A 12,133-nucleotide genomic window follows, 5' to 3' on the forward strand; every position below is an offset into this window, starting at 1 on the left:
TCCCGTGACCGACACCGAAACGGCCCCCATGACCGTGACCCTGCCCGCGTGGAGCGTGCGGCTTGCGCCGAGTGGGCGTGTGGAGCGGCCGTGGCGGGTCGAGTTCTTCTCGCTCGGGAATCACCCGACGAGCGAGGAACCCGACCGGGCCACCGCCCACCTCACGGACACCGAAGCCGCCCAGCTCGCCGGCACGTTGATGCGGCCCGGCCACCCCGGTGAGTCGACGTCCGGGCGGGCCCGACTCGTGCGCGACGGATTCGGGTTGCGGCTACGGGTGGTCGTGGCACCGGCAGACGACGAGCCCGGTGTCGTCGCCCACGTCCAGGAACACCACCGACTCGTCCTCCTGCACCACTTGGCCCGACACCGACCCGACCTGATCCCCACGGTCACCCCACCCGACCCCCGCATGTGCCTGGGTCCCGTCCCGATCACCGGCCTGACCGTCGACCAGGCCGGTGAACTCCACACCCGCCTCGGCCGATGGCTCGACAGCGAAGGCATCCGCGCCGCCATCACCGACCGCGACATCATCCACCGCATGACACCCGCCGGCACTTCCTGACCACCGGCCACGCCGGTACCGCACCTCAACGGAAGGCGGCGCGGACGGGGACGCCGTCCTGTTCGCGCCGGTGTCAGGTGCCGTTTCGGGGACGTGGGGCGTGGGTTGTGGTGAAGGGGAGGAGTAGGGCGGCGGTTTGTGGGGGGTCCTCCACGATGGGGGTGTGGCCGGAGCCGGGGAGGAGTTCGACGAGTGCGCCCGGGACGACGCGGTAGTCGGCGGCCGACGACGGGCGCCATCGGCGGTCCTGGTCGCCGAAGATCACCTGGAGCGGCTTGCCGAGGGTCTTCAGGCGATCGGGAAGCGTCTGTTGGTCCAGATAGGCGCGGGACGCCTGCATGGACGTGGTGAACGCGTGGTGGGTCATGCCGCGCATATCGTCGACGAGCTCCTGCGGGATTCGAAAGCCCGCGCGAAAGGCCGTTGTTGCCAAGTGCCGGACCTGTTCATCGGTCGGCGGCCAGTGCTCGGGGCCGATGGCGGCGGATTCCGTCGCGACGAAGGCGTCCAGGCGGGGACCGGTGTTGACGAGCGAAAGCGCGGTCACCAGGTCGGGGCGCTGCTCGGCGAGGGCGGTGGCGGCGTAGCCACCGCTGGAATGGCCGACGACGACGGCGTGCTCGACGCCGAGCCGGTCCAGGGCCGCGCCGACCGTGCGACCCTGCTCGGTGATCTCGTAGCCGTGGTCGGCCGGTTCGGACGACCGGCCGTGGCCGAGCAGGTCGATCCGGACGACGCAATGTGCCGCGGTCAGCAGCGGAACGAGTCGGTCCCACGAGCGGGTCGAGGAGGCCGACCCGTGGATGAGCACGAGCGCGGGGGCGTTGCGGGGGCCGTCCCGGCGGACGTACACGTCGCCGTGCTCCAGAGGCAGGAGCGAGCCTTCGGTGGTTGCCGCGGCAGCGCCGTCGTTCACCTGCGGTCGATCGTCGGGAAGAGTCATGGGCTCAGCGTCGTCGCCGGGGTGTGCCGGTGGATTGTATGAATGTTCCGTCCCCGGGCCCCGGGTAACCTGTGACGATGCGGTCCACCGCGAATGCGCGTGAGGATCCGGTTGCGTGGGACGTGGCGCGTCCACGCCGGGCCGGCCGGATGGCAGGCGTCGACATGGCCGGGTTCAGTGTTCCCGGCCCGCTCACGGGTGGCTTGCGGGTGGTCCCGCACCCGGCCGTGATGCTGATCCTGGAGTTCGGGGCGAGCCGGCCCGTCGTGGACGACGGCACCGGGCGGCGGCGTCGGGGAAGTGTCGTCGCCGGGCCCGGCTTCGGGTGCGGAGGCGCGGTCCGGGCGTGGGGCGAACACGTCGCGTGCGTGCAGGTCCGCCTGTCGCCGGTGGTGGCCCGCACGATTCTTGGCGTCGGCCCGGCCGACCTGGACGGCGCCCTGGTGGACCTGGAGGACCTGTGGGGCCGGGAGGCGTCACGAATTGGCGAGCAACTGGCGGAAGCCCACTCGTGGCAGGACCGCTTCGCGTTGACGGAGGCGCTGCTCGCCCGCCGATACGAGACACGGTCGCCGGTGGATCCGGAGGTGGCCCGGGCCTGGCACCGGATCGGGGTCGGACGTGGCCTGGTCCGGATCGACCGACTGGCGGCCGAACTCGGCTGGAGCCGCAAGCGCCTGTGGACCCGATTCCAGGCGCAGATCGGCATACCGCCCAAGCGCGCCGCGAAACTGGTCCGCTTCGACCACGCCGTGCACCGCCTGGTCGCGGGTGACGCCGCGGCCCGAGTCGCGGCCGACGGCGGCTACACCGATCAGTCCCACCTGCATCGGGACGTCACCGCGTTCACCGGACTGACCCCGGCAACCGTGGCCGGCGAACCGTTCCTGACGATCGACGACGTCGCCTGGCCGACCAGGCAACTCCCGGCCGCAGCCCACCCGTCGGCCGCCCCCTCGGGCCGATGATCGATCATTTGGCGTTCGGCGCGCGGGAACTCGGCTGGACCCCGAAACGGTCGGTGTCGGAAGGGGTCGTTCGCGCACCGGGTCGTGCCGATGCCGATCCAGGGGCCGCCCACCCGCCGTCACCGCGGCGTCCGCGGCGTCCGCGGTGTTCCCAGTGTCCCCAGTGTCCGCGGTGCTCCCGGGTCCGGGTCGGACCCGCGTATCTCGACAGACGTGACGACGGGTGGCCGGGCGACATGCCGGAACCTGAACGCCCCCGTACGCGCACCGATCAGTGCGACCCGTCGAGCCTTGCGTCGTCTCGACGAACGCGTGATCGTCGCCGCGCTCAGGGTCCGGCATCGCCCGGGAGGGGAACTTACGAGGCGTCCGCGTTCCACGTTCCGGCGGCGGCAGTGGCGCGGGCGTAGTCGGCGAAGTCCCTCGGCGCACGTCCGAGAACTTGGCGGACGCCGTCCTCCAAGTGCGCGTTGCGGCCGTCGAGCACGGTGGTGAAGAGGTAGATGAGGAAGTCGATGTCGTCTTGGGGCAGGCCCGCCTCCTTGAGCACCACCGCGTAGTCGTCCGCGCCGACGGGCACGAAGTCGATGTGGCGTCCGGCCGCGGCCCCGATCTCCGCGACGGCGTCGGCGAAGGTGAGCAGGCGGGGACCGGTCAGTTCGTAGATCCGCCCGTTGTGCCCGTCCTCGGTGAGTACGGCGACGGCGACGTCGGCGATATCGTCCGTGTCGACGAAGGGCTCGGGAATATCGCCGACGGGCAGGACGACCTCGCCTTCGAGAACCGGCCCCACGAGGAAGTTCTCGCTGAAGTTCTGGCTGAACCAGCTTGCGCGCAACACGGTCCAGGCGATCCCCGAGTCCGCCACGATGCGCTCGCAGACCTGGGCCTCCTCCTCGCCCCGCCCGGACAGCAGCACGAGGTACTGCACGCCCGCACTCGTCGCCGCCTCGGTGAAGGCCTCGATCGCGGCAGAGGCTCCGGGCACTGCCAGGTCCGGGTAGAACGACACGTAGACAGCGCTCACGTCCCGCAACGCCGGAGCCCACGTCGCCGGATCCTCCCAGTCGAACGCCGGGTCGGCACTGCGTGAGCCCACCCGTACGTCGACCTCGCGCTCCCGGAGTCGATCCACGATCCTGCGACCGGTCTTGCCCGTTCCACCCAATACCAGGATTCGGCTCGAATGCTGCGTCATGTCACGTCCGTTCGGCGTCGCGAATGTGTGCCTCAACGATCGATCAGCCGCAGGCCCGGAACAATAACGTCTTGATCAACTATCGTTGAGCAGCACGCAACGATCAAGAAGGGGGCGGTCGTGGAGCGCTACGAGATCGAGGCATTCCTCGCGCTCACCGAGACGCTGCACTTCGGTCGTGTGGCGGAGCAGCTGGGGGTGTCCACCGGCCGCGTCAGCCAGATCATCAGCAAACTCGAACGCCGCATCGGCGCCCCCCTGTTCGACCGGACCAGCCGTCGCGTCTCGCTGACGACGATCGGCGCCCGTTTCCACGACGATCTGCGTCCGGGCTACGAGCAGGTACAAAAGGCACTGGCGCACGCGATCATGGCCGCCCGCGGCTTCGACGGTCCCCTGCGGGTCGGCTTCCTCGGCGCCGCTGCGGGCGGGTTCGTCATGCAGGTGGCTCGCGCCTACCGCGCCGAACACCCCGCCTCCGACGTGCTCATCCACGAACTCCAGATGAACACCAGCATTTCGGACCTGCGCGATCACCGCACCGACATGGTCCTCAACACCCGCCCCATAGTCGAACCGGACATGGTCACCGGCCCCACCCTGTGGGGCGAGCCCCGCTACCTTGCCGTCTCCTCCCGGCACCCCCTGGCCGCCCGGTCGCAGGTCAGCCAGGAGGACCTGACCCGCGTCACGCTGTTGCGCATGCCCGACAACGCGCCCGCCTCCATCTCCGAGGACCGGGTCCCCCGCGTGACCCCGCAGGGGCGGCCCATCGCGCACGGGGCACGCGTGTCCTCCTTCCAGGAGGCGCTGGCCATGGTCGGGGCCGGCGAAGGCGCCTTCACCGTCGGAGGCCAGGTGATCCGCTTCTACACCCGCCCCGACGTGGCCTACATACCCTTCACCGACGCCGCCCCCATCGAATGGGGCTTCCTGTGGCGCGCCTCGCACGAGACCGCCCGTATCCGGGCCTTCCACGACAAGGCCGTTGCCCTGCGGCCGTCACCCCCACACGACAACACCCAAACGGCGATGCGAACTCGCTAGCGCGGCACTAGGTCGTCGCCGACCGGTCAGCCGCCCGCCAGACCCACGCCCGCCAAGGCGAACCGCACCGTGTGGTCGGTGGTGTCGGGCGTGACCGCCGTGCCGGCGCGCAGGTGGTCGTGCAGGGTGGCCAGGGTCAGGCGGTAGACCGCGAGCGCGTCGGCGGCCGGATCCCGGGTCGGCGCCGCGGCCAGCGCCTCGCGAAGCGGGCGGACCATCGCCTCGACCGAGTCGCGTTGTTCGGCGGGGAACAGGTCGGCCAACCGGTCCTGGTGGGCGACGAACGGGCGGGTACGCGCGGCGGCGACCGGGTCACCGGCCTGGGCGAGGACGCCCTCGATCCAGGCCGCGATCTTGCCCGCGGCGTCGGGCGCGGCCGATATCCGGCGGTCCAGGTACGCGGCCATCCGCCGCCGGCCGTCGTCGAGCAGCGCGACGAGCAACTCGTCCTTGGACCGGAAGTGCCGGTAGAACGCCTGATTCGACAGCCCGGACTCGCGCATGATGTCGCGCATCGTCGGATCCAGGCTGCCCGTGCGCTCGACCACCCGGTAGGTCGCGTCGACCAACCGCCGCACCTCCTCCTCGTACGCCGCCCAGCGCGCCTCCAGCGGCCGGCGGACCGCGCTGCCCATCAGGCCGGCGGAGTTCGCCGCCGCTTCGATCCCGTCCACCGGCGATCCCCGCTTTCCATCCCACGACGCTCTTGTTTGTCGGAACGCCTCATCCTACTATCCGGAACAACGTTCTGACACATACCTCCACCGTTCCGAACGGCAAGACACACGAGGCCCCAGAACACGAGGCACGAGAACACGAGGCACGAGACACGTCCCGCAGGTCCTCCCAGGCATCCGCGAAGGGGTTCCCATGCAGCGCGAGGTTCTACTGACCGGGATCGGCGGCCAGGGCATCCAGCTCGCCACCGCGCTGTTGGCCGCCGCCGCGGTGGCCGAGGGTCGGCATGCGATGTACTTCGGTTCGTACGGCGGCATGATGCGCGGCGGCAACTCGGACACCACGCTGGTCCTGGGCGACGACCCCATCGACAGCCCGCCGACGATCGGCTCGGCCTGGTCCGCGCTGGTCCTGCATCCCGCCCACGCCGGCGGCGTCTACGCACGGCTGCACGACGACGGCCTGCTCGTGCTCAACACGAGCCTGTGCGATCCGGCCGACACACCCACCATCGGCCGGCTCGTGCCCATCCCCGCCTCGGAGTTGGCCGCGAGCAGCGGCAACGCCTCGGCGGTGACGATGATCGCGCTCGGCGCGTACGCCGCGGCCACCGCGGTCGTCGGCCTGGACACCCTCCTGGCCACGGCGGCCGAGGTGCTGCCGCCGTACCGGACGCAGCACGCAGAGGGCATCCGCAGCGCGCTGCGGGTGGGACATGCGCACGCCGGACCGGCGCTGCGGGCCTGGCCGGTGTGCGCATGACCGCCCGCGAACCGGCCGGCCGCGAGTTCGAGGCCGCCCGTAAACCCGCCGCCCACGCACCCTGCACCCACGCACCCGCCACCCGCGAACCCGCCACCCACCCCGACGGCCCCGTGCTCAGCAAAGGCACCCTCGTCATCGACGTCGACGCCTGCAAGGGCTGCGACCTGTGCATCGACGCATGCCCCGTGGACGTGTTGCGCATGACCGTCGACGACGTCAACGACCGCGGCTACCGCTATCCGCAACTGCTGCCGGGTTGCATCGCCTGCAAGGCGTGTTCGGCGATCTGCCCGGACTTCGTCTTCCAGGTCTACCGGTACGACGAACCCCGCGACGAAACCGGAGGCACCAGCGGATGAACACGATCGGCCCTCGGCCACCCGTACTGCCCGGTTCGGCCGCCATCGGCGAGGCGATGATCGCGGCCGGTTGCCGGTTCTTCGCCGGCTACCCGATGACGCCGTTCACCGAGGTGCTCGAACACATGGCCGCCCGACTGCCCGAGGTCGGCGGCGTCTGCGTCAACGCGGAGAGCGAGTTGGAGGCGGTCGGGATGGCGTGGGGCGCCGCCGCCACCGGTACGCCGGCCGCGACCGGATCAACCGGGCAGGGGCTCTCCCTGATGCAGGAGTCGCTGGCCGAGATCGTCTATGCGCGGCTTCCGCTCGTGGTGCTGAACATGGCCCGCGCGCAGGGCGACTACTTCCAGGCCACGCGCGGCGGCGGGCACGGCGACTACCGGCATCTCGTGCTCGCGCCGTGCGATGTGCGCGAGGCGGTCGAGTTGACCCAATACGCTTTCCACCTGGCCGAGTTCTGGCGCAGCCCGGTGCTGGTGATGGGCGACTACTACCTGGCCCACACGCACGTCTCGGTCGACGTCCGGCGCCGCGACTTCGGCCCGCTGCCCGCGCGGGACTGGGCCCTGGACGGCTCGACGGGCGGTACCGGCGCGGCCAGGCTCGTCTCGCCGCTGTCCGACCGCAAGCAACGGCACGCCGGCGATCGCACGGACGCCGGCTACGACCTGGCCGAGTTCTACACCCGGCACGGCGGCGCGATGGAGCGCATGGTCGCCGAGACCGAGCCCCGCGCGGAGACCGGTTTCCTGGCCGATGCCGAGGTCGTGGTGGTCGCGTACGGGACGCCTGCGCTGTACGTGCGTCAGGCCGTTCGCGAGCTGCGGGCGCTGGGCCTGCGGGTCGGCTACGTGCGGCCGATCACGCTGGTGCCGTTCCCGAGCGAGATCGTGCGCGCCGCGGCGGCGGGCGCGCGGCTGGTGGCCGTGTACGAGAACAGCGGAGGACAGATGGTGGACGACGTACGCCTGGCCGTGCTGGGCGCGGCGCCGGTGCGGTTCATCGGCCGGCTCAGCCTGGATTCGTCCGGCTTCGGCATCGCGCCCGACCTCGAAGTCGGCGCGATGCGGCGCCGGATCGAGGCCGCGTTCGGGTCGGACGGCGACGGACCGGCCAGGGTTCCGGATCCGCACGCCCACCCGGCCGGCGATTCCCGACGAGCGGCGGATCCACGATGAGCGCCGCAACGCCGACGGGCGGTGGGTCGGTGACGAACCCCGGAACGCCGACCGGCGACGAGTCGGTGACGAACCCCGGGACTGCGGCAACGGCGCCCCGAACCGGCCCACAGCCCGCCGGGCGTCGCGAACTGCCGGTCCTGACCACCACGACCGCCGCGCCCACGTGCGGCGCCCGGCTCGTGCACGACTTCACCCCCGACCTGATCGACGTCGGGGCGCACCACCTGTGTCCGGGGTGCGGCGAGCCGATCGCGATGCGCTCGATAGTCGAGCAGGTCCAGGAACTCGACCAGGTCGCCAAGGCGATCGCGGTGTTCGGGATCGGCTGTTACACGGCCTACTCCAACAACCTCGACATCGAGGTCCTGCAAGCACTGCACGGCCGGGCGCCGTCGCTGGCGACCGGCGTCAAGCGCTGTCGGCCGGACACTCTCGTGTTCACCGTGCAGGGCGACGGCGACATGGTCAACGAGGGCCTCCAGGAAGTGCTGCACACGGCGGCGCGCGGCGAGAACGTCACGTGCTTCATGCTCAACAACGGTGTCTTCGGCGAGACCGGCGGGCACATGACCGCCACGACCGTGCTCGGCCAGCGTACGAAGAACACCCTCGGCGGGCGCGACGCGGCCGAACACGGCTACCCGATCCGACTCGCCGATCTGATCGCCGAACTCGACGGCGCCGCGTACGTCGCGCGCGGCGCGGTCAACGACATCGTCAACATCACCCGCACCACCCGGATGATCAAGAACGCGTTCCGTGCCCAACTGCGCGGCGACGGCTTCTCGTTCGTGGAAATCCTGACCATGTGCCCGACCGGCTGGTTCGTGGACACCGCCGCCGCGCCGGACTACCTCGCGAACACCCACGCCGCCACGCACACCCTCGGCGTACTGAAGGACCGGAGGACCTCCGCGTGATCCACCCGCCCGGGCCCGAGCACGGGCCCGTCCCCGATGCCCCCGAGCAGCCGCCGATCGTCGTCGGCATCATGTACCCGTCCGCCTGGGACATCCGTCCGGCATCCGAGCTCGCGGCCGATCTGGACGCGGTGCGCGCGCTCGATCCCAGGCTGGAGATCGTGGACTGCCGCTACGTCGAGCCCGAGGAACTGCGCACCGCGCGCGGCCGGCCGGACGCCGCGACCCGCCCGGCGCTGCGCGAACTGGCTCCCGTGTTGACCGCCGAGCAGCGCGACCTGCTGGCCCGGGCCGAGATCGTGCTGGTGGCCGACCTGCCGTTCGACGTGGCGGACCTGGCGCCGAGGCTGCGCTGGGTGCAGAGTTGCGCGGCGGGCAACGGGCAACTGCTCTCGGCGGGGCTGCCCACCGAGCGCATCCGGCTGACCACGGCGGCGGGCGTGAACGGCGCGCCGATCGCCGAGTTCGTCTTCGCCCGGCTGCTCGCCTTCTTCAAGCGGCATCGCGACCTGGATGCGCTCCAGGACGTGCGGCGCTGGAAACCCGCCTTCGGCGGACTGGTCCGGGGCAAGACCCTCGGGCTGATCGGCGTCGGCGGGATCGGATCGCAACTGGCGCGCCGGGCACAGGCGTTCGGGATGACCGTGCATGCGACCCGGCGGCGTGTGGAGGTGCCCGCCGAGTACGTGGACCGGCTCTTCCCCCCGGACGACCTGCACGAGATGCTGGCCGGCTGCGACGCGGTGGTGTCGGCGGCGCCGGAGACGGCGGACACGGTCGGCACGATGAACGCCGCCGCATTCGCCGCGATGCGCGAGGGCGCGTTCTACTGCAACGTCGGTCGTGGCTCGTTCGTCGTCGAGCCCGACCTGATCGCCGCACTGCGCGGCGGCCGGTTGGGCGGCGCGGCGCTGGACGTGGTCGCGGCCGAACCGCTGCCCGCCGACGACCCGCTGTGGGACGCGCCGAACCTGTACCTGTCCGCGCACTGCTCCAGCGCGGCTCTCGAACACTTCACCGAGGTGTTCCGGCTCTTCCGCGACAACCTGGCCCGGTATCTCGCGGGCGAGGAGCTGCGCAACCGGGTCGATCCGGATGCGGGCTGCTGACGGCCGGCCCGCCCGGCCCCGGAAGGGGCGATGCCCGAAGGCACCGCCCACGTGATCGACCGACCGATCGACCCATTGACCGACCCATTGATCCACCCACTCACCCAAGGACGGATCGGATGAGCGACGAAACCACACCCGCGGCAGCGGAGCCGGCCGCCGAGCGCACTCTCGGCGGGATCGGTACCCGAGTCCTGTTCGAGGACGACAAGGTCCGCATCTGGGAGTTGGAGCTGGCCCCGGGCGCGCGCAGCGACGCGCATCGGCACGATTTGGACTACTACCTGATCCAGATCGCGGGCGACCGGATCGCGGTCGAGCCGGAACCGGACAGCCGGGGCGAATACCGCGAGTACTTCGCCGCCGACGTGGTGCCCGGCGTGGTGGTGCCGATGCGGCGCGGCGGCGTGGAGACCGCGGTCAACGTCGGTGAGCAGCGTTACCACGAGATCATCGTCGAGCTGAAGGACCGCTGAACCGGCACGACGCGACACGGCACGGCACGGCACGGCAACGGCTGCGCGCAGTACGGCGTGGCCCGGCACGGAACGGCTCGACCGCCGACGAAAGGGCATGACGATGGGGCACGACGGTCTGGTGATCGGCGCCGTGTTCACGGGTGCGGCCAGGGCCGTCCCGGACCGGCCGGCGGCGGTCCTGGGGGACGACGCGCTCACCTTCGGCGAACTGGACGCGGCGGCTCATCGGACCGTACGCGCGCTGCGCGCCATCGGCGTCCGGCGCGGCGACCGGGTCGTGTGTTGGAACCGGACCACGCTCGACGTGCTGCCCGTGTTCGTGGCGCTGGCCCGGATCGGCGCGGTCTACGTCCCGCTCGGCCCGGCCCTGTCCGCCGCCGAGGCGACCGCGACGGCCCGGGTGGCCCGGCCCGCGCTGCTGATCGCCGACGACACCGTGCCGGGCGCGGCGGTGGGGGCCGCGATCGGGGTACCGGTGATCGGGCTGGGCACCCCTGCGGATCCGGCGGGCGCGGCGCCGACGCCGGACGTCGCCGAGGGCCCGAACGAGACCGACCCGCACGTACTCTTCTTCACCTCCGGCAGCACCGGTCGGCCCAAGGGCGTGATCCTGTCCCACCGCACGAACGTGCTGCGCACCCATCCCGGTTCGCAGCTCGAACCGCGCGGCGCGATGGTGTGCCCGTATCCGCTGTTCCACATGGGTGCGTGGACGATCGCACTGCAACAGTGGCAGGCCCGCGACACGGTGGTCCTGGTCGCCAGGGCCGACGGCGCGGAGATCGTCTCGGCCGTGCGCCGACACCGCGCGACCCGGCTCAACTGCGTGCCGGCGGTGTGGCAACGGGTACTGGACACGCTTGCGGCGGAGGAGCGGTCCGGGCCCGGCGGGTGCGGCCGGCTGGAATCGTTGCGCTTCGCCGACACCGGTACGTCCCGGACCCCGCCGGAGTTGCTCGCGGCCATCGCCGAGGCCGCTCCGAACGCGGTGCTCCGGGTCTTCTACGGCTCGACCGAGGCGGGCAACGTGGCCGCACTGGAGGGCGTGGACGTACCGCGCAAGCCCGGCAGTTGCGGCGTGCCCAGCCCGTACCAGGACGTCGAACTCGGTCCGGACGGCGAGGTGTGCGTGCGCGGACCGCTGCTGTTCGACGGCTACTTCGACGACGAGACGGCCACCCGCGCGGTGTTGCGGGACGGCCGCTACCACACCGGCGACCTCGCGACGGTGGACGCCGACGGCTACCTGAGCATCGTGGGCCGGGTCGGCGAGCTGATCCGCACCGGCGGCGAAGCGGTCGCGCCGGGCGAGGTCGAGGCGGTGCTGGCGCGGGCCGAGGGGGTCCGCGAGGCGGCCGTGGTCGGCCTGCCGGACCCGACCTGGGGCGAGCTGATCTGCGCGGTCGTGGTGCCCGGCAATCCCGCGAACCCGCCCGACCTCGCCGCGTTGCGCGCCGCCTGCGCCGGTCGCGTGGCCGCACACAAACATCCGCGCCGGGTGGTGCACGCCACCGAACTGCCCCGCACGCTCGCGACCGGACAGGTGCTGCGCCGGCGCCTGGTCGAACGGATCGTGGCGGAGGACGCATCGGGGCCGAACCCCACCCGGTGGCTTACGGCCGAGAAGGAATCGGGCCCGGTCGACCGAATCGCCGCAGTACAACCAACGAGCGCGGCGAGCGTGGCGGACGCGGCGCGCACGTCGGACCGGGCGCGCACGTCAGCCGGTGTGGACGCGCCGAACGGCGTGGACTCCGCAGACGGTACGGACCCGCCCGACGCGCCCGGACCGGAATAGGTAGCACCGATCACCGACAATCCCTCGGGCTCGCACCGAGCGTCCCGCTATGCTCGCGGGGAACGGTCGATCGACGGGAATCTCCGCCGCACATCGGGTGGTTCGGGGGCGCGATGATGA

General features: G+C 71.7%; 13 protein-coding genes. 10 read left to right on the forward strand and 3 right to left on the reverse strand.

All coding sequences use genetic code 11. The features are described 5' to 3' along the window. The first annotated feature begins 4 nt into the window (after positions 1-4). Positions 5-568, forward strand: coding sequence for a hypothetical protein (locus tag ACIBM5_RS06940; RefSeq protein ID WP_396005773.1), 564 nt, complete (start codon positions 5-7; stop codon positions 566-568). 73 nt (positions 569-641) lie between these two features. On the opposite strand, the gene ACIBM5_RS06945 is transcribed toward ACIBM5_RS06940, so the two are convergent. Then, positions 642-1,511, reverse strand: a complete 870-nt coding sequence (locus ACIBM5_RS06945; RefSeq protein WP_396005775.1) for an alpha/beta fold hydrolase — start codon at positions 1,509-1,511, stop codon at positions 642-644. Positions 1,512-1,588: 77 nt separating this feature from the next. Between ACIBM5_RS06945 and ACIBM5_RS06950 the strand changes: the two genes are divergently transcribed. Further along, positions 1,589-2,479: a helix-turn-helix domain-containing protein gene (locus ACIBM5_RS06950; RefSeq protein WP_396005777.1), complete on the forward strand. Its 891-nt coding sequence runs from the start codon at positions 1,589-1,591 to the stop codon at positions 2,477-2,479. A 358-nt stretch (positions 2,480-2,837) separates the two neighbouring features. Here ACIBM5_RS06950 and ACIBM5_RS06955 read toward each other — a convergent pair whose 3' ends face one another. Next, a complete protein-coding gene (locus ACIBM5_RS06955) occupies positions 2,838-3,677 on the reverse strand; it encodes an NAD(P)H-binding protein (protein ID WP_396005778.1) in 840 nt (279 codons plus the stop codon). A gap of 120 nt (positions 3,678-3,797) precedes the next feature. Between ACIBM5_RS06955 and ACIBM5_RS06960 the strand changes: the two genes are divergently transcribed. After that, entirely contained in the window at positions 3,798-4,724 is a 927-nt protein-coding gene (locus ACIBM5_RS06960) for a LysR family transcriptional regulator (RefSeq protein WP_396005779.1), read from the forward strand. A 26-nt stretch (positions 4,725-4,750) separates the two neighbouring features. Here ACIBM5_RS06960 and ACIBM5_RS06965 read toward each other — a convergent pair whose 3' ends face one another. Beyond that, entirely contained in the window at positions 4,751-5,398 is a 648-nt protein-coding gene (locus ACIBM5_RS06965) for a TetR/AcrR family transcriptional regulator (protein ID WP_396005780.1), read from the reverse strand. A 196-nt stretch (positions 5,399-5,594) separates the two neighbouring features. Here ACIBM5_RS06965 and ACIBM5_RS06970 point away from each other — a divergent pair, with 196 nt between their 5' ends. The 7 genes from ACIBM5_RS06970 (at position 5,595) to ACIBM5_RS07000 (ending at position 12,013) form a co-directional block, all read left to right on the forward strand. Beyond that, positions 5,595-6,164 (forward strand): 2-oxoacid:acceptor oxidoreductase family protein, encoded by a 570-nt coding sequence (locus tag ACIBM5_RS06970; protein ID WP_396005781.1) that lies wholly within the window; start codon positions 5,595-5,597, stop codon positions 6,162-6,164. Further along, on the forward strand, positions 6,161-6,526 hold the full coding sequence (locus tag ACIBM5_RS06975; protein WP_396005782.1) for a ferredoxin family protein: 366 nt from the start codon (positions 6,161-6,163) through the stop codon (positions 6,524-6,526). The genes ACIBM5_RS06970 and ACIBM5_RS06975 overlap by 4 nt, the downstream gene beginning before the upstream one ends. After that, entirely contained in the window at positions 6,523-7,704 is a 1,182-nt protein-coding gene (locus ACIBM5_RS06980) for a hypothetical protein (RefSeq protein ID WP_396005783.1), read from the forward strand. Before ACIBM5_RS06975 ends, ACIBM5_RS06980 begins: the two co-directional genes overlap by 4 nt. After that, positions 7,701-8,627, forward strand: a complete 927-nt coding sequence (locus ACIBM5_RS06985) for a thiamine pyrophosphate-dependent enzyme (protein WP_396005784.1) — start codon at positions 7,701-7,703, stop codon at positions 8,625-8,627. The genes ACIBM5_RS06980 and ACIBM5_RS06985 overlap by 4 nt, the downstream gene beginning before the upstream one ends. Beyond that, entirely contained in the window at positions 8,624-9,736 is a 1,113-nt protein-coding gene (locus tag ACIBM5_RS06990; protein ID WP_396005785.1) for a D-2-hydroxyacid dehydrogenase, read from the forward strand. Before ACIBM5_RS06985 ends, ACIBM5_RS06990 begins: the two co-directional genes overlap by 4 nt. A gap of 119 nt (positions 9,737-9,855) precedes the next feature. Further along, positions 9,856-10,212 carry a hypothetical protein gene (locus ACIBM5_RS06995; RefSeq protein ID WP_391585848.1) on the forward strand — a complete coding sequence of 119 codons (357 nt, stop codon included), beginning with the start codon at positions 9,856-9,858 and terminating at the stop codon, positions 10,210-10,212. 97 nt (positions 10,213-10,309) lie between these two features. Then, positions 10,310-12,013: a class I adenylate-forming enzyme family protein gene (locus ACIBM5_RS07000; protein ID WP_396005786.1), complete on the forward strand. Its 1,704-nt coding sequence runs from the start codon at positions 10,310-10,312 to the stop codon at positions 12,011-12,013. Positions 12,014-12,133: the final 120 nt, after the last annotated feature.

This window comes from Embleya sp. NPDC050493 (assembly GCF_044458105.1).
GTDB lineage: Bacteria > Actinomycetota > Actinomycetes > Streptomycetales > Streptomycetaceae > Embleya.